At 29.2% G+C, this 18,566-nt stretch carries 22 protein-coding genes and 1 pseudogene; 6 read left to right on the top strand and 17 right to left on the bottom strand.

What is annotated here, in order from left to right; all coding sequences use genetic code 11:
• Nucleotides 1-437 precede the first annotated feature (437 nt).
• The 17 genes from AADI82_RS06465 to AADI82_RS06385 form a co-directional block, all read right to left on the bottom strand.
• Nucleotides 438-1,166 (bottom strand): sulfite exporter TauE/SafE family protein, encoded by a 729-nt coding sequence (locus AADI82_RS06465; RefSeq protein ID WP_341215632.1) that lies wholly within the window; start codon nt 1,164-1,166, stop codon nt 438-440.
• 36 nt (nt 1,167-1,202) lie between these two features.
• The gene (locus AADI82_RS06460) at nt 1,203-1,871 is read right to left on the bottom strand and encodes a hypothetical protein (protein WP_341215631.1); all 669 of its coding nucleotides are present in this window, start codon (nt 1,869-1,871) and stop codon (nt 1,203-1,205) included.
• Nucleotides 1,849-2,520, bottom strand: coding sequence for a hypothetical protein (locus AADI82_RS06455; protein WP_341215630.1), 672 nt, complete (start codon nt 2,518-2,520; stop codon nt 1,849-1,851). The genes AADI82_RS06460 and AADI82_RS06455 overlap by 23 nt, the downstream gene beginning before the upstream one ends.
• An 8-nt stretch (nt 2,521-2,528) precedes the next feature.
• Entirely contained in the window at nt 2,529-2,972 is a 444-nt protein-coding gene (locus tag AADI82_RS06450; protein ID WP_341215629.1) for a hypothetical protein, read from the bottom strand.
• A 65-nt stretch (nt 2,973-3,037) separates the two neighbouring features.
• Nucleotides 3,038-3,559 (bottom strand): Hsp20/alpha crystallin family protein, encoded by a 522-nt coding sequence (locus tag AADI82_RS06445; RefSeq protein ID WP_341215628.1) that lies wholly within the window; start codon nt 3,557-3,559, stop codon nt 3,038-3,040.
• 117 nt (nt 3,560-3,676) lie between these two features.
• Entirely contained in the window at nt 3,677-4,096 is a 420-nt protein-coding gene (locus AADI82_RS06440) for a hypothetical protein (protein ID WP_341215627.1), read from the bottom strand.
• 12 nt (nt 4,097-4,108) lie between these two features.
• The gene (locus AADI82_RS06435; protein WP_341215626.1) at nt 4,109-5,482 is read right to left on the bottom strand and encodes an MBL fold metallo-hydrolase; all 1,374 of its coding nucleotides are present in this window, start codon (nt 5,480-5,482) and stop codon (nt 4,109-4,111) included.
• Nucleotides 5,483-5,492: 10 nt separating this feature from the next.
• Nucleotides 5,493-6,338: an ATP cone domain-containing protein gene (locus AADI82_RS06430; protein ID WP_341215625.1), complete on the bottom strand. Its 846-nt coding sequence runs from the start codon at nt 6,336-6,338 to the stop codon at nt 5,493-5,495.
• Between the two features lie 29 nt (nt 6,339-6,367).
• Complete coding sequence (locus AADI82_RS06425) at nt 6,368-6,805, bottom strand: hypothetical protein (protein WP_341215624.1); 438 nt, start codon at nt 6,803-6,805, stop codon at nt 6,368-6,370.
• A gap of 5 nt (nt 6,806-6,810) precedes the next feature.
• Nucleotides 6,811-7,665 carry a universal stress protein gene (locus AADI82_RS06420; protein ID WP_341215623.1) on the bottom strand — a complete coding sequence of 285 codons (855 nt, stop codon included), beginning with the start codon at nt 7,663-7,665 and terminating at the stop codon, nt 6,811-6,813.
• Between the two features lie 69 nt (nt 7,666-7,734).
• The gene (locus AADI82_RS06415; RefSeq protein WP_341215622.1) at nt 7,735-8,565 is read right to left on the bottom strand and encodes a universal stress protein; all 831 of its coding nucleotides are present in this window, start codon (nt 8,563-8,565) and stop codon (nt 7,735-7,737) included.
• 3 nt (nt 8,566-8,568) lie between these two features.
• Nucleotides 8,569-9,420 (bottom strand): universal stress protein, encoded by an 852-nt coding sequence (locus AADI82_RS06410; protein WP_341215621.1) that lies wholly within the window; start codon nt 9,418-9,420, stop codon nt 8,569-8,571.
• Nucleotides 9,421-9,442: 22 nt separating this feature from the next.
• Entirely contained in the window at nt 9,443-10,291 is an 849-nt protein-coding gene (locus AADI82_RS06405; RefSeq protein WP_341215620.1) for a universal stress protein, read from the bottom strand.
• A gap of 704 nt (nt 10,292-10,995) precedes the next feature.
• Entirely contained in the window at nt 10,996-11,382 is a 387-nt protein-coding gene (locus tag AADI82_RS06400; protein WP_341215619.1) for a hypothetical protein, read from the bottom strand.
• A gap of 6 nt (nt 11,383-11,388) precedes the next feature.
• A complete protein-coding gene (locus tag AADI82_RS06395) occupies nt 11,389-12,237 on the bottom strand; it encodes a universal stress protein (RefSeq protein WP_341215618.1) in 849 nt (282 codons plus the stop codon).
• Nucleotides 12,238-12,325: 88 nt separating this feature from the next.
• The gene (locus tag AADI82_RS06390; RefSeq protein WP_341215617.1) at nt 12,326-13,381 is read right to left on the bottom strand and encodes a response regulator; all 1,056 of its coding nucleotides are present in this window, start codon (nt 13,379-13,381) and stop codon (nt 12,326-12,328) included.
• Nucleotides 13,378-15,258, bottom strand: a complete 1,881-nt coding sequence (locus AADI82_RS06385) for a PAS domain S-box protein (RefSeq protein WP_341215616.1) — start codon at nt 15,256-15,258, stop codon at nt 13,378-13,380. Before AADI82_RS06385 ends, AADI82_RS06390 begins: the two co-directional genes overlap by 4 nt.
• 120 nt (nt 15,259-15,378) lie before the next feature.
• Here AADI82_RS06385 and AADI82_RS06380 point away from each other — a divergent pair, with 120 nt between their 5' ends.
• The 6 genes and pseudogenes from AADI82_RS06380 to AADI82_RS06355 all read left to right on the top strand — a co-directional run.
• Entirely contained in the window at nt 15,379-15,786 is a 408-nt protein-coding gene (locus tag AADI82_RS06380) for a hypothetical protein (protein WP_341215615.1), read from the top strand.
• Nucleotides 15,787-15,790: 4 nt separating this feature from the next.
• Nucleotides 15,791-16,189, top strand: a complete 399-nt coding sequence (locus tag AADI82_RS06375; protein ID WP_341215614.1) for a DUF302 domain-containing protein — start codon at nt 15,791-15,793, stop codon at nt 16,187-16,189.
• A complete protein-coding gene (gene trxA / locus AADI82_RS06370) occupies nt 16,179-16,478 on the top strand; it encodes a thioredoxin (RefSeq protein WP_341215613.1) in 300 nt (99 codons plus the stop codon). Before AADI82_RS06375 ends, trxA begins: the two co-directional genes overlap by 11 nt.
• A 90-nt stretch (nt 16,479-16,568) precedes the next feature.
• A complete protein-coding gene (locus tag AADI82_RS06365; protein ID WP_341215612.1) occupies nt 16,569-17,174 on the top strand; it encodes a WG repeat-containing protein in 606 nt (201 codons plus the stop codon).
• Between the two features lie 12 nt (nt 17,175-17,186).
• Nucleotides 17,187-18,272 carry a site-2 protease family protein gene (locus tag AADI82_RS06360; RefSeq protein WP_341215611.1) on the top strand — a complete coding sequence of 362 codons (1,086 nt, stop codon included), beginning with the start codon at nt 17,187-17,189 and terminating at the stop codon, nt 18,270-18,272.
• An 89-nt stretch (nt 18,273-18,361) separates the two neighbouring features.
• Nucleotides 18,362-18,566: pseudogene (locus AADI82_RS06355) on the top strand (efflux transporter periplasmic adaptor subunit); the annotation flags it as partial.

Genomic DNA, 18,566 nt, shown 5'->3' with positions numbered 1-18,566 from the left:
AACATTAAGCCTTCACCTAAGTATAACATCTACGCTTTAAATATAAATACATTTAGAAATTCTACTGTAATTTATAGCTTGGTAATTGAAGTGGTTTCTTTTTTAACTAAATGCATTCAGCTTCAATAATAGCAATAAGATTGCTTGTTCATCTTTTATACCTGTTAGCATTTAAGCTAAGCTAGTTTTAATTTTGTTTATAGGTTTATTAAAGACGAAAAAAATTAAGTATTGAATCATTGTAAAAGCAGTTATTTTAGAAAGTCAACTTTTTAATGACTCACTTTCACCTACTGATATCTAGGTGGCTCACTTTAGTCCGTTTTTTTGCATCTATTAAAGCGAGTTACTTAGGTGAAGATGACCATCAGAAAACATTAAAAGAATTAATCGCCTATCATAATATCAATATGGATTCTGTATTGAAGTGTGTTACTCTATGAGTAAAAAGTAACACTAATAATGCCAATAATTAAAATAAGAACTAGCACAAAACTTCTAAACTGCTCTTGAGATACTTCATCGAGTATTTTTTTTCCTATCCAAGTTCCAATAATACTTACCAAAATTAAAATAGGTACTAAATATAAATCATGCCTATGCATATAACCATTAAAATAATATACAACAGTTCTACTAAAATCTACCCCTAAATCTATAACAGCGGAAGTTGCAATAAATTTATCTTTATTCATTTTAAAAGCTGACAAAGTTATACCTCTAATGGCTCCACCTGTACCTAATAGTCCTGCGCTTAACCCTGAAAGCGAGCCACCTATAATAGCATTTCTTGTTTTTGGAAGCACTTTTAGTTGTTTGAAAATGAGAAATAGTAAACTTAAAATGATTAAGAAGAACCCTAAAATATAGGTCATTATTTTAGGATTGAAATACTGACTAAAATAGGCACCTAAAGCTACAAATAAAATAGCCGGAATACCCAAAGAGACTATGATTTTTTTATCAATTCCTTTTTTGAATAGCACAATTTTAGACAGATTACTAGACAAATGATATAATGCCGTAATGCCTAAAACAGATTGAAAGTCGAAAAAAAAATTAGCTATAGGTACAAAAAATACTGAAGAACCAAAACCACCTATTGTTCCTAATATTTCTGCAATAAGAGAAAATATTATAAAAATAGGTAGATATCTAGTTAGCACAATTTGATAAGTGTTTAATTAATAATTCCATTTTACTTATACAACTGGAATTATTTTATCTTTTTCTAAAGCTTTGATGAGTTTTTTTATATAAGAATCGATAATTTTATTTGTGCTATTTGGATCTATCAAATCAAAAGAGCCTCTCCAAACTAAGGACTTATCTGATTCTTTTTTTAAATTATAAACAGATGTTTCTATTTTAAAAACTTTATATCTGCTATAATAATCTTGATTAAAATAATCATCTTGATATAATAAATAATATCCTATAAACTTTCTTAAATGATAATCCGTTTTTGGAGAATCACTGGCATAAGATTCCTTACTATCAACACCTTTTACTAAAGAGACTAAAACAGTATCATAACCATTTAAAAGTAATCTATCTATTTCTGCTTCAATATCTTTTTCAGTTTGTTTAGAATCTTGAAATGATTTCTCAAAAACCACAGCACTTTGAAGTGCATTTATTTTTCTAGCATTTAATTCGGTGATAAGCTGAAATTCATAAGCTTTTCGTGCTTCATAATTTGGAGTAACGCCAACAACCAAAACTTTCTTAGGATTAAATGTATAATAATCTGGATTTTTCCAACTTTTAGTTAGTTTTGTTGACGAACAACTTAAAGCCATTAAAACCAAAACCAAAGTAATAATCTTATTTATCTTTAAATTTATATTATTTAATTGCTTCTTCATCATCTATGTTGTCTTCTAAAAGTATAGGATTTATAAGTTGTAGCTCTTCCATAACAACAATTACCAATCTTACATAATCGTTTACAGTCACATTAATCGATTCTGGATCCATAATATCTATGTAACCTTTCCAAATAAGCTCCCTATCTTTAGTTGGACAAATACAATACATAGATGTTTCGGTATGGTAAACAGTATATTCCTCATAATAATCTGGGTTATAGAAAGCATCTTGATATTTTAAATAATCATCACTAAATTTCCTGTAAGTACTATCATAATCATCATAATTTTTCTTGTATGCAATTTCATCTTGAACACCAATTACTTTTGTAAACAATACTGTATCAAAACCATCATTTATAAGATTGTTTTCAAGCCTTTTTAGTTCTTCTTCTGTCTTTTTATCTGTGGTAAATGTAGACTCAAAAAGCTCTAAACTCATTACAGATTCTATGCCTCTAGAGGCATATTCATTTTGTAGTTGCTTTTCAAATTGCCGTCTTGCTTCAACATTAGAAGTCATGCCTACTAATAAAACTTTATTAGGACTGTATGATTCTATATCTGGATTTTTCCAATTTTCAACCAATTCTGTAGTAGAACAGCCTACAGTAAATAACCCAAGTAATATTACAATTGTATATTTCATTTTTTTTCTTATTGGAGCAATCGTTTTTGCTTATTATCCTTTAAAACTCCTTTTACCAAAGCAAATAAACGCATTTTTAGTGTTCTATAATCTTCTAAAAAATTAGATACGGTAATAATCAATTTTCCATGTTTATCTCTATAAGCTTTTTCTAGTTCAATTTGATCTATGCCATCCACCATTATTTTTAATTCCCTTTCATGTAACTTTATAGTTTCTATCAACCCATCTGTTTCCTTTTTAAGTTTAACTAGCTGATTTACAACATTTTTACTCTCAGTAAAATGCTTCGAGTCAATAAGTTGTAGCGTATATGATTTTATAAGATCATCAAAAAATAGTTGTTCATCTTTAGTAAATTCTAACTCAGACAACCATTTTTTAGATGTATTATGCATTGTTTCAGTATTTAACCATGCGACATACTTAGGGTTTTTGCTTTTTGTTTTCATGATTTTAAAATTTAAAAAGCAAAAAGTTATAGAGTTTAAGTCTATAACTTTTTGCTAGATAGAAATTAATTAACCTCAATAACCTTTTTAGCAGGTTCTTGTTGAGCCTCCTCTTCTTTTTTAAGGAGTTTCACTTTTAAAATTCCATTTTTATAAACTGCTTTTACATCTTGGTTTAAATCTACCGAAGGTGGTAGCATCATAGATCTTTTAAAAGATTTATAGCTGAACTCTTTACGAGAATAATCATCCTCTTTTTCATCTTTTTCAGCTTCTTTTTCACCACACACATGAAGTACGTCTTCTTCAATAGTTACTTCAAAATCTTTTTTGTTAAATCCTGGAGCTGCTAATTCAATTTCAAAATCTTCGTCATGTTCTTTTACATTTATAGCTGGCATTAAACTATCCTCTTCAAAGAAATCATCACTGAAAATATCATCAAATCTTACAATGTTTCTTAAATTAGAAGGAAATAATCTACTTCCCCATGGTCTTAAAAGACTATTACTCCAAGGCGTTAATAATTGGCTTTCAAATGGCGATAATCCATTTCTTTTTTTTCTGCGTTTCATTAATGTTGTCATAATAATATATATTTAGGTTAAACTTATTTTTCAATACTAATATATTTACAGAAACAAATTTTTACAATGATATATATCAGTCAGTTAGATTACAACTGAACCTCTTTTGTTAAAATTTTAGTTAATCATAACACTTTCTAGGTATTGAAATAACCTGAATTTGAAATTGAAAATTTTAGTCTTAAAGTTGAAAACCTTGAGTTCAATTTCATCATGTTTTTTAACGAAGAAATTATCGCAAACCAAATCATCACACTCCATTTTTTTTCTTATTTGATGTGCGTGATTGCTTAAGTCATTTAAAAGTGAAACGACATTTTTATTCATAGTATCTATCTCATTTTTAAACTTGGTTAGCCTTTCATATAAATTCATAAAATGGGGTTTAAAAATAGGTTTACTCAATAGCATTTTATAAAAGTAAAGTTCAAATTTCAAATTTTCCAGACTAGTTTGCTCTTTTAATGTATTATATTGTAATTCTTCAATAGATTTATCAATATTGAAACTTTGGTATTTGGGTATTAGGGCTTCCATTTTTCATATGTTTTATATCAATATTTTTTCAACATCAGTAAGTTTAGGTATATTAACTTGCCAATTATAAGTGTTTTTTATTTTTACTCGAAATCCATCTAAAGCCATAGACTCACCATGAACTAAAAAGACTTTTTCTGGAGTATTTTTAATATTACTCATCCAATTCAATAAATCGTTTTGGTCTGCATGCGCCGAAAGACTTTCAATATGTTTAATGGTAGCTTTTACAGGGTAATATTTTCCAAAAAAGCGAATTTCATGAACGCCGTCTTGTAACTGCCTGCCTCTTGTGCCTTCTGCTTGATAGCCAACAAGTAAAACTGTAGTTGATGGTTCGTCAATAAGTTGTTGCAAATATGTAAGCACACGCCCACCAGTTACCATACCGCTACCAGCAATAATTATTTTGGACCGTTTATCATCAATGGTTTCCCAGGTTTCTTTATAAGATTGAATAATATTTATATGATTGCACATAGCATTGTAATCTGCCAAAGACAATTTATGCCATTTAGGAAAACGCCGAAATACTTCTAAAACATTATTCCCCATTGGACTATCTATAAAAATAGGAATGTTGGGTATTTTATTCTTTTTGTAAAGCTCCCAAAGTAAATACATGAGTGTTTGCAAACGCTCTACAGCAAAACTTGGAATAATTAAATTACCTTTTTTGTGAATGGTTTCGTTTATGAGTTGTGACAAAATATCTTCAACATTATCTTTTGGATGTAGCTTATTACCATAGGTACTTTCAACAAATAAAAAATCTGCCCATTCTGGTTTTTTCGGATCATTTAATAAATAATCGTTTGGTCTTCCAATATCGCCAGAAAACACAAAGCGCTTTCCGTTTATATCCAATTCAATAAAAGTAGCTCCAATAATGTGCCCATTATATTGAAAGCGATATGATATATGTTCTGAAAGCCTTATCCACTTATCTGGTAGCTCAACTTGAAATTGTGCTATGGTTTTTTCTGTTTCAAACTTGGTATAAAATGGTAATGCTGGGTTATGTTTGGTGAATTTATCTTTATTTGCTTTTTTGGCGTCTTCTTCATGAATTTTAGCACTATCTTTTAAAATGATTTCTGCAATAGCTAAAGTTGGCGCAGTACCAATAATTTTACCCCTAAATCCTTGTTTTAATAATCTGGGTAAATAGCCTACATGGTCTAAATGTCCATGTGTTAGTAATACCAAATCAATACTTGTAACATCTACAGGTAAATTACTCCAATTAAGTTCTCTTAATTCTTTTAAACCTTGAAACATCCCGCAGTCTATTAATATATTTCTCTCTGAGGTTTCAATAAGAAATTTTGAGCCCGTAACCACACCAGCTGCTCCTAAAAAAATAATTCTTGCAAAATTTTCCATCTGTGGAATTTTAAGTGTTACACAACATTTTTATTTCATTTAAAATTTTTTGCTTTCTTATTTCAGAAATCCCTAAATGGTCTAAATAAAATGTATCACCAATTAATTCTCTGCACAAAACCAAATCTCTGCTTAACAGAAATTGTTTTTCTCTATTTGTTAGTAATGTTGAAACTGTAACTGGATACAATCCCAAGCGGTCTATTCGGTCCTTCAATCCATCGTTCTTGGGGTAATCCCAACTTAACAAATACAGATTTGAGCACTTGCCATACTGTATGGCATCTTCTGTAAAGCGCGTATTGGTTACTACCCAACCTTTTGTTAGTACAAGATTGTTTTTAGAATTGTTTCTATTCCAATGGGCTTTTATATCGTTGTAGCGTGAATTAATATAAAGCGGAATCTTGACGTTGCAATTAAGACCTTGTTCGCTATGAAATTTGCATTCAATCAAAGTAGTTTCATTATTCTTTTGCACCATAACATCTATTTCATGAGTTACACATTGCCCTTGCAAAACTCTGCCGACCTCAGTTTTATACCCAGAATATTTAAGTACAGAACTAATAAAACGCTCGAAAGGAAAACCTGTTGGCCCTAACTCGTAAATGGCTTTTTTTAGTTTGTATTTTGATGCCAGATAGCTTTCCTTCTTTTTAAGTAGAGCAAACGCTCTATTATATATTTCTTTGGTAGAAATACCTTGATACAATTCATCTCTTACTTTATCAATAATTTGATTAACCGTTATTTGGTCTGCCCCAGTTCGTTTTAAAGATGTTTTTAATTTTTCTAATGAAAATTTTACTTTATCACCTGAGGATTTAATGATTTTAATTGTACTGGTTTCCATAATACTATAAAATTTGAGTTTATAAACAACTACAATCTCTTCTCTTTAAAGAATGCTTTTACCCAAGCTATAACTTGCCGTTTGGTCATGCTGTCTATTTTTACAACATCTTTAACTTTTTTGCTTAAATCTTTATGATGATTTATTAACTCCTTGCTTAATTTAGTATAAGTTTCTGCTGGACCAAAAATTACGATTACATGAGCTCGTTTGATTTTTGTAATGATATCATTAAAATATCTTTTTAGTTGATGCTTTTCTCGCTCTAAGTATTTACTGTCTTGAACAACATCTTGCGGACCGCCTTTTAATCGTGTTCCAGAACCACCATGAATATGATAATCCTCTATGTTAGACAATATCGTATTAATACTTATTTCTCCATTATAAAGTGTCACTATAATGGCGTTTTTTTTATCTAACCAAACACCAACTTTTGTTTTTTTTACATTATTAAGATTAGACATTCCTTTTAGTTTCTTAAATCATGCATTACTAATATTGGTACCTTAGAGAAATAGCCTATTTCTTTTACCAAAGGTCGTGTTAACATACTTCTAAAAAATAGATGTTTTTTATTAATAAAAGCGACCATGTCACTCTCTCTACTTTCAACAAAACAACTAATAGCTGTATGTACTTTTGCAGGACTGAGTGTATGAAAAGAATAATCAATATTTTCAAAATACTCCTCTAAAAGCTTTTTATTATTGAGTTGATTTTTATCTAGTCTGTCTTCTTCGGAAACATGAAGAATTCTAATAGACGCCTTACAATTTTCGGCAAGCTCAATTAAATAGTTAAGTTCTCGTCTTTTTAAATGCGTCTTATAACTAGTTGGGAATACAATTTCTTTTGGTAAATTTTGTTTACCAAATTCAGGAACTACTATTACTGGACAATTACGTACTTTTTCCATAGTATTTATAGCCGTACTACCAAAAACAGCTTTTCGGTAGTTAGTTTCTCCTTTGGTACCCATAATAATCATTTCAATATCCTTTTCTTCAATTATATTCTTAATAGCTTCAACTACATTATTAAATGTAGAGATAGTTTTAAAATTATGTTTTGGATTTTTATGATTCCTAAAAGCAATCATATCTAAAACTTTTGCTAATCCGTTTTCCGAATTTAATTTCGCTGTTTCATACATTTCACTCCCAGGCTCCATGTTTATTAAACTATCTACAATATTACTTGTGGCAGAAAACACGTTTAGAATATAGAAATCACATCGGTCACTTTTATACAATTCAATGCCATAATTTATAGCATGCCACGCATTCTTTGAAAAATCTGTTGGTAATAGTATCTTACGTTTCATGAGATTTATCTTTTAGTTCATCACATAAATTAAATTTTAACATCGATGGGTGCAATGATATGTATCAGCTCATTCTGGTATAACTAAAAATGGTACAATGGGATGAAACCCTATCTTTTTTATCACAGGTTCGTTTATAATTTTTTCAATAAAACTGTGTTTGTAATTTACCATAGCTAATATGTTAATATCTAACTCCTCAATAAAGTCATTAATTTCTTTTGTCTTTTTTGCATACTTAGGCATCCAATGAAGGCTGTGTTCATAATCGCTTAAATGCTTTTGCAACATAGTTATATTATACTCTTGTATATCATTTAATTCTTCTTCATCATTAATATGAACAATTCTAATTTTAGAATTATACAAATCTGCTAATTGTTTTATAGGCTGTAATTCTTTATTATCGTAAAACCGATTAAAATCTGTTGGAAACGCTATTTGCGTTGGAGTAATAAAATCGAACTCCTCTGGCACAACTAACACTGGACAGTTTTTTATAGATTTTATTACATGTACTGTATTACTGCCAAAGAAAAATTCTTTAGCTCCAGTAGCCCCTTTAGTCCCCATAATTATCAAATCTATATCCCATTCTCTAATGGCTGTTTTTATAGTTTTTTTTAAATCTTCAGAGCTTAAAATTATTCGAAAGTCATGGTTTGGATTAGCATTACTACTTTCTGCCAATGCCTTTAAATCCAATAATTCTTTCATAGCGTCATCCAGCATAGCTTTTAATAACTTATTTGAAAGATTAGATAGCGTTGATACTTTTATTATTGTCGAGTTTAAAAAATAAAATGTGCATTCTACCTCAGCGAAAAGTTTTAATGCATACACAGTAGCACTCCATGAGTTATCTGAAAAATCTGTTGGTAGTAAAATGTGTCGTTTCATGATTCAAGTTTTTACCGTTTTAGCTGGAATTACCAAAAAAGGAATATTTAAATGAAACCCTATTTGGTTTATAGTATTTTTGAAAAACAAATTCTCAAAAAATGAACGCTTGTTACTAATCATAATCAACAAGTTTATTTTAGACTTTATTTGAAAATTTGTTATCGCTTCTGAAACATTCTGATTACTTACACTATGGCTTAAAAATGTTTCACTTTTAAAATATGATTCCAGTATTTTTTTGTGTGTTTTTTGTGCTTCAGACAAATCATATCCGTAAGAAACATTTAATACATTTATTCTAGCATTAAAGAGTGAAACAATATCAATTATAGGTTTTAAGTGATATTCCTTATAATTAATTTCATAGTCCGTAGGAAACAAAATCTCATGCGGTTTTTCAAAACCAAAACCATCTGGTATGGCTATTACGGGGCATTTTACATTTTTAAATACATGTACAGTATTTGAACCAAATAAAATTTCTTTAGCACCAGTAGCACCTTTAGTTCCCATAACCACATAATCTATATCTTTTTTTTCAACAACGTCTTTAATTTCTGAAATCAGCGTGTTAAATGCAGCCATAGTTTCTATGGTATGCTTTGGGTTTTTATATTCTGCGGTTATTCTAGTTTTAAAATGATCTAATTGTTTTAAGGCATTTTCCCTAACCGCATCACCTAAACCATATTGTGCTGGGTTTACTAACACATACTCTACATGATATACCACTGGTGTATATGCATTTAATAAATAAAATTTGCAAGTCTCACTCTTAAAAAGTTGTAAAGCATAAGTTATTGAGTTCCAAGAGTTCTCGGAGAAATCTGTAGGAAGAAGAATTTTTTTCATGATTTTAAATTTTAATTTATACTTAACTGCGTTTCATATTCTGTAATGCTAAAAATGGAATATCCAGATTTAAACTCAATTCATCTATAGTAGATTGAAACAAGATATTTTCTAAAAAAGAATGTTTTGTATTTACCATTACAAGCATATCAATAGGGTGCTTTTTAATGTATTTGTAAATTGAATTAATAATATGTTTGCTGTTCTCTATTTTGAAATTTGTAGTGTTTTTGCATAACTCCTCTTTGATAAAGTCTTTATTATCTTGCTGTCTACGTGATAGCTTACTACTTTTAGAAATGTAAAGCATATCCACTATAGCTCTATAAGGCGATATCATTTCGCAAAGTAATTTCAACTCTCGCCTTTTATAAGGTATCATATAATTTGTTGGAAAAAGAATGTGCTTGGGTTGTGTATATTTATAGTTTTTTGGTATGGCTAATACAGGACATTGTACGTGCTTTAAAACTTGTAAAGTGTTACTTCCAAAGGTTAATTTACTCTCGTCGGCCTTACCTTTAGTTCCCATAACAATTATATCAATATTTTGCTTATCTACAATTTTATCGGCTTCATCCAAAAGCATATTATTTGCAGGAATCATATTGAAAACATGCCTAGGGTTTGGAGAAATACCTACAATAGTTTTTTTGATATTTTTAAGTTGTTCTTTAGATGATTTACTGATTATGGCTGTAACTTCATCCAATGTTTTTCTAGATAATAAAGCTTCATCAGAATAAATATCGTCTTTATAAGCATGCATAATGTAAAATTCGCTAACCTCATACTTAAATAATTCTGTAGCATATTTTAAAGCATTCATTGCATTCTCGGAAAAATCGGTAGGAACTAATATTTTTCTCATGGCTATAAGTATTACCTTGAAAAATAAACACTAAACCGCTAAAGCACAATGATATATATCAGATTAAACACTTTATTATAATTACTATTAAATTAAATGCTTTAGCTGAAAATAAGAAAAGGGAATGCTTAAATAAAACACTCCCTTTTTTTATCCACAATATTAAGTATGCGAATTGATTAATAGCCACTCTTTAAATAAAAAACAGGAAGCCAAAACTTCCTGTTTTTCCAAAGTATTTAATTTCATCACTGAGCTTTTGGTTTTCTACGATATACTCTCTATTACTAAAGACAACATCGAGGTTTTCCTGCCTAACAATAGCTTTAAACACTTTGTTTTGGTATCATCATTTTGCAACAACAATACCTATGTTTTATATAATCATGTTAAAGAACTTCTTAACAATGGCACTAATATAATTTACTATTTTTCTATAGGAAATGATATCCATCAGTTTTAAAAAATACACTTATTAACACTTCAGTTTTTTTGAATGAAACAGGAAGCTTAAGCTTTCTGTTCCATTCCTTTATTGTTTATTTTTAACCTCAAACCAACCTATTACAAAAACAATAAATAAAGAATTAATTAAACTAAACCACACCCATTAAACTCCAAGGTTTTTAAACTGCGTTATGCAAAAGAACGTATTAATTATGATGCTAATTTACTTTACTGCATCTATCCATCAGTTAAAAAAATTAAACAGGTACAACTCTATAAACAATATTTAACAAAAACACACCTGTAAAAAATAACAAGATATAAATGAGTTGTACTAATTTTACATTAATAAACTTTAGAATAACTACTGTGCGCTTTGGAAATATAAACAAGGATAAACCTATAAAAAGTGAAGTCCATCCAATAAGCGTTATAAGAAGTTTCCAGTTTGGCTCCCAAATATTATGAAACAAAACATTTAGCAAACCTACAATAATGGCCATAAAAGATGAAACAATTAGAAATTTTTCATCATTTAAATCATTAAAAATTTGTTTGATGCGCTTTGGGTTTAAGCTTAATATTAAGAAAAATATAATAAGGTACCAGCCCCAAAACTTTGCTAAAAAAATTGAATTGTCCATAATATTTTAGTTTTTTTCATGCAGTACCAAAAAAGGTATTTCTGTATGATAACTTATTGCTTCAACTTTAGAGTGAAATAAAATTTGCTGAAAATAATTTAGATTTTTTGCAACCATACATATCATATTTATATCTCTGCTTTCTACAAAACATTGTATGGCATCCTCTATTTTTTTATTGGTCAAAAAATGAAAACTACACTTTAAATGACTAAAATAGTCATCCAATAATTCTTTGTTTTTATGCTGGTCATTGTTTAAATCTGCTTTCTTTTTACTAATATGAAGAATTCTTAACTTAGATTTACTAGTTTCCAAAATATTAAGAATGGGCTGTAACACCTGTAAGTTGTAGGTTAATGAAAAATCTGTAGGAAATGCAATTTCTTTCAATTTTATAAATTGTGCATTTTCTGGTACAGCTAAAGTGGTGCATTTTACTTTAGTAATTACATCACCTGTGTTGCTACCAATTATAATTTTTTTTAAACCAGAAGCCCCTTTAGTACCCATAACAATATAATCTATACTTTTATCTTCCACATGTTTTCTAATAGATTCTATAAAAAATCCATACTCAGAAACAGTATAAAACCTATGCTTTTTATTAGGCAAAAACTGTTCGTTAATCTGTCTTAAAATTTTACGCAATTCTAATTTTGTAGGTTTAATATAAACATCTTCTATAGTCTTTTCTGGAGCCATATGTGGCATATCATTTAACATGAAGTTGTCAAACCTATTTATATGTAGTAAATAAAAATTGCAAACTTCAGTTCCAAAAAAATCAATGGCGTATTTAATGGCATTCCATGAATTTTCTGAAAAATCTGTGGGTAGTAATATATTTTTCATTTAACAGCATCTTTACATGTACCAATATACAGCTAAGTCATTTTGGATAAAATGATATTAATCATGTTAAAGTTATTGAAAACTAAAGCTAAGAAATAAGCTCCAATTTTTGAATATCTAAAACCTTAATATTTCTTCCTTCGGCTTTTATAATGCCCTGTTTTTTAAACTCTGTTAAAGCCCTAATTAAGGTTTCGGGTGCAATTCCAGCAACACTAGCCAAATCGTTTCTTGAGATTTTTATGGGATCATCTGGTTTACGATTGATTTTTTTGGCAAATTTTAAAATAGTAGCTGCCGTTTTTTGGTTAACTGTACCATAAGCCATTTGTATAAGTTGCTCTTTTACCACAGACAAATCATCCGTTAAAAGGTCAACGAGTTCCAATACAACTTTATGATTTTTATTAATAATATCATTAAAATCCATAATTGAAACGCCCAATAAATTAGTGTCTGCAATGGCAGTTGCGGTTTCTTTATGCGGAATGTTTTGAGTAAACGAGGTATAACCAAATAAATCATCTTCTTTAAACAAAGTTGTTACAAGTTCTTTGCCTTGGTCATCTATTCTGTGACATTTTACGGCACCTTTACTAATTAAATATATATAGTTTGAATGATCTCCTTCACGGTAAATTATTTCTTCATTTTTAAACGCAAATTCCTCGCCATAATCATCAAAAAAGTTTTTTAAATCGTTTAGTGTTTTTATTTCATTTTCACCAGGGTGTTTAGTATAACTATCTTGTAAACTATTCAATTCTTGTAAAATGGAAACTTTAGCCAACCTACTTTCAATGGCGCTAATCAGGTCATCTTCTGTAAATGGCTTGGTTATATAATCGTCTGCTCCAAGATTCATACCTTTTCTAACATCATCACGCTCTGTTTTTGCAGATAAAAATATAAATGGAATATATTTTGTTAATTTACTTTTTGACAACCTTTCCAGCACACTGTACCCATCAAGTTCTGGCATCATGATATCACAGATAACAATATCTGGGTGTTGTTTTTTGGCCAATGCCACACCCACTTTTCCATTTGAAGCTTTTAAAACTTTGTAGCCAGATAATTCTAAAAGTTCAGATGTATTCTCTCTTAAAACAGTATCATCTTCAATGAGTAAAACAGTTTTCATAATCTAGCAGTATTTGGAAAAGTTATTGTAAACGTACTCCCTACTCCTTCTTCACTTTCAAAACAAATAGTCCCTCCTAAGTTTTCTAAATGACTTTTAACAATATTTAAGCCTATGCCCGTCCCTTGTATATTAATAACGTTTTCGGCTCTAAAATACCGTTCAAAAATACTTTTTTGGTCTTTTTCTGGAATGCCTATTCCTTCATCTTTTACAATAAGCGTAGTTAATATTTTATCTTGTTTAATTTGTAAATCTACAGTAGTGCCTTCCGATGAATATTTAATAGCATTATGCAACAAATTAAAGAATATTACCTGAATAATTTTTTCATCTTGATACAGCGATAAATCATCAATATTTTCAGGATATTTTATTTGCTGTCCTTCTTTTAAAAGCATATTTGCATTGTAAACCACCTCATTAACAACCTTACTGAGTTTAAAATGACTAAATTTATAATTTACTTTTCCTGTTTCCAGCTTTTCAATTGATAAAAAGTCGTTCAGAATATTATTTAAAAAATGAACTTTATCAGTTATTGTTTTCAAGTGTTTATCACGCTTATCTTGATGCTCAGTTAATTGATATTTACTAAGCAACTGGCTAGATGTTAAAATACCACTTAAAGGTGTTTTAAACTCGTGAGACACCAATGATAAAAACTTAGTTTTCAATTCATTAAGTTCTTTTTCTTTACTAAGAGCTACTTTAAGTTGTTGTGTTCTTTCTTCTACTTTTTTCTCTAATTTAGTAGTGTAATTTTTGCGATCTGTAATATCCAATATTATCGCAACAAATACTTCTTTTTCTCCTAATTTAGATAATTGCAAATGTACTTCCACAGGGTATTCAGTACCATCTTTACGTTTATGAATAGTTTCAAACTCAACTTTTTCAACATTTTTATTCAATAAAACATCAATAGTTCTTCTAAATTCAATCTTATTATCTTTAGGCTTTATGTCTAAAGGAGTCATGCTTTTCAATTCCTTAAGACTGTAACCAATATTTTTTTGAGCCCCATAATTCACATTAATAAATTTTAATGTATCAACATCAAAAACATAGATTTCATTTAAAGATTCATTAAGAATAGTTGCAAGGTGGTTACGCTCTTCCTCTGAGTTTTTTCTTAATGTAACATCATTTTGTATACCTATAAAATTTGTAACTACACCTTTGTTGTTTGCTATCGGAAAAACGTATAAATCATTCCAAAACATGGAACCATCTTTTTTGTAGTTGCGTAGAGTTGCTTGACAACTCTCACCCTTTTTTATAGCTTCTCTAAGTTTCTTAAGAGGTGCCTGATTTTTATCTTTCCCTTGTAAAAATCTGCAGTTATGATTTAATATTTCAGCATCGGAATACCCTGTAAGATTTTGAAAAGCCTCATTAAAGTAGATAACAGGATTATCATGTCTTAAAGCGTCAGTAATAATAATACCGTTCTTTGCAGATTGTAGCGCTTTAGAGCGAAGCATAAGGTTTTTTTCAACCTCTTTTTTTTCTGAAATATCTTTAACCAAAGCCATAACATAAGTTTTGTTATAGATTGAAAACGGATTCAGTTCAACTTCAACAGGAAAAATAGTACCATCTTTTTTTAATGCAAAAATATCTGTTGCCTCACCCATTTTTCTGCGTTTTCCGCTTTGGATAAACTTTTCAAAATACGCTATATGATTTGAATGATAATTAGAGGGAATAAGCAAATTTAATTCCTTGCCCATAATTTCATTTTTTTCATACCCAAAAATAGTTTCAACAGAAGTATTAACTTCCATTATCTTTTGATGATTATCTACAATTATTACACCTTCAGAAACGATTTCTAATAGAATATTAAATATTTCTTGATCTTGCTGAAACATAATACATTACCCTTTTGGATAGGATATTAAAAGTACAAAAAAACTGCATTAATTAGACTGATTTATATCATATATAATTACTCAATAACTACTTATATTTAACCTCAGTTTTTTGTAAAAATGGAAACTAAGCAGAAATTATCGCCTCAGTTTTACCAAAATCTTGGTAAGTTGTTTTATGCCATAGCCGCAGCAGATAAGCAAGTGCGAAATGAAGAATTCGACACGCTTAAAGATTTAGTAAAACAGCAATGGTTAGGAATTAATAGTGATGGAGATGAATATTATAATAATGCGGTTCACCAAATGATTAACGTTTTTAAATGGTTGAATAAAAACGAAAAACTGAATGCCAAAATATACTTTGATGATTTTGTAAACTACAAAAATGAACATCAAAATTTATTTACTGACGACAATAAAAAACTGATATTAAAAACTGCCCATGCCATTGCTATATCATTTTCTGGGTTAAACAAATCAGAACTGATGATGTTAGCAAAATTGGATATGGAACTAAAAAAATAAGATTATGAACTATTATTTTAGCACAATTACAAAAGGAAGTTTTGAAACAATAGAGGCAAAAGTTATAAGCTTACTAAAAGCTGAGGGTTTTGGTGTACTCACAGAAATTAACATGCAACAAACTTTAAAAAACAAAATGAATATTGATTTTAAAAAGTATAAAATTTTGGGAGCTTGCAATCCTCTTTTTGCTTATAAAGCATTACAAGTCGAGAACAAAATTGGCTCTATGTTACCCTGTAATATTATTGTACAAGAAACGTCGCCTAATTCTATTGAAGTATCTGCTGTCAATCCCATGGTTACTATGCAAGCTGTAAAAAATGAGAAACTAAACGAAGTAGCCAAAACTGTAAGTATAAAGCTTAAAAATATTATCGAAAACATCAATAATGAAAACTAATTTTAATAACATCATACAATCTGAAAAAATTGTTTTAATAGATTTTTATGCCGATTGGTGCGGTCCTTGCAAAATGTTAACTCCAATTTTAAAAGAAGTGAAAGATGAGCTTGCTGATAGTATTAAAATAGTTAAAATTGATGTTGATAAAAATCAAACTTTAGCATCTAAATATCAAGTTAGAGGTGTGCCAACTATGATCCTTTTTATAAACGGAAAACAAGTTTGGCGACAATCTGGAGTGTTACAAAAAAACGATTTACTTTTCATTTTAAATCAACATTCTTAAAGACATATTCAACATATTCATCATGATGAATATCATTTTATAATAGATTCTAACATGCTATTTTAGATTACTATTCTAAAATTCTTAATCATGAAAAAAATGCTATTCACGCTTCTAATAATTCCTGTTTTTGTTATAGCACAAACACTAGAAGAGCTAGACTTTGTATCACCATTCAATAATGGTGTATCGGCTGTTAAAAAAGCCGATTCATGGGGTTTTATAGATAGTAAAGGTAATATTGTTATCCATTTTAGAAATGATTTGGTATTAACTAAAACCGATGGTTACAAATACCCTGTTTTTAAAAGTAATAGATGTTTAATTTCTGAAAAAAGAAAAGGCATTACATATTTTGGGTACATCGACAAAATAGGAAAAACGGTTATTACTCCCCAATTTTTAAACGCTTCAAACTTTAACAACAAAGAAGCTATTGTGTTAAAACTAATTAAGGAAGAGCTTGGTAGAAATGAAATTTTAGGCAAAAATATTATTTCGCATAGATATTTTGAAGTTGTAATAGATAAAAATGGAACTACTAAAAGTTATTTAAATCCTAAAGGCATTAATATTGTTTTAGACAAAAAATTTATAAGAAAACCACCTAAAATAACATCGAAAAAGATTTCAGATAGTATCTATGCCGTTATAAATGAAAACAAGAAATGGACAATAGTAAATACCAATAACTAAAAGTCATTACAAATGAAAGCAAACCTATACTTAGGCAGTATTTCGGACATTAAAATTATAGTACATTGGACATTCTTTTTTTTAATAGCTTGGATAGTGTTTAGCGAATTAAAGCGAGGTGGTAGTGCCGAAAGCGTTTTGTTTAATGTGGCATTAGTCTTAGCTGTTTTTGTATGTGTAGTACTCCACGAGTTGGGGCACGCCTTAACCGCTAAACGGTTTGGGATAGACACCAAAAAAATAACTTTGCTCCCTATAGGTGGTGTAGCAAGTTTAGAGCGTATTCCAGAATCGCCTAAACAAGAACTTTTAGTAACATTAGCAGGTCCTTTAGTAAATGTTATCATAGCATTATTGCTCTATTTTATTGTGCCAGTAAATGAATTTGTTAATTTAAATTTCACAGAAACCTTTGAGACTTTAATGAGTTTTTCGTGGCAAAATTTTCTATTTCTTCTATTTATAGTCAATATAGGGTTAGTTATTTTTAATATTATACCAGCTTTTCCAATGGATGGTGGTCGTATTTTAAGAGCCTTGCTTGCCACGAAAATGAATCGTGTAAAAGCGACCCAAATAGCTTCGAGCATTGGACAGTTTATTGCAATTATATTCTTATTAATAGGCTTACTGTATAATCCTTTTTTAATAATAATTGCACTCTTTATCTTTTTAGGGGCTTATAGTGAAAACCAAATGGTGCAACATTTAGGGTTACTTAAAGGACATAGTGTTGAAGAAGCTATGATGCTAAATATTACAACTTTTAATCCTGAAGACTCAATAGATTTAGTGGTAAACAAATTGATATCTAGTACAGAAAATAACTTTGTTATAGTTAAAAACAACACCATCAAAGGTTTACTTTATCATCAAGATATCATAGATAACTCCAATAAAAATATATTGGTTAAAGATATTATGAATACAAATTTCAAAATAGTCAATAGTAATGATAATCTTGATAAAATATACAAATTAATACACAGTGAAAAACATCCGTTTTTTCCAGTTTTAGAAAACAGTAAACTTGTTGGTGCGATTGACCATATTAATTTAAACGAATACCTATTGCTACAAGCAAAACTAGCCTATTGATTATGAAGCATACATAACTAGATCGATACCCAAGAGATTGATTAAATGGATACTACATGTGACCAATAAAAAATAATAGATATAAACACATGAAATTATTTCGGTATATAACACTTCTTTTCATTATATCCTCCTGTTTTAATAATGAGGATAAAGTACTACCAATTAAAACGTCTTTAACAGAGTCCGTTTATTCTTCTGTAACTATACAACCCGATAGTTTATATCAGGCATATGCTATAGTTGCTGGTATTTTAGATGATAATTTAGTAGAAGAAGGCGATGTGATTTCTA

It is taken from the genome of uncultured Wocania sp. (assembly GCF_964021735.1).
Classification (GTDB): Bacteria; Bacteroidota; Bacteroidia; order Flavobacteriales; family Flavobacteriaceae; genus Wocania_A.
The sequence above is the reverse complement of the archived record's forward strand: the minus strand, read 5'-3'. Positions and strand labels throughout refer to the sequence as shown.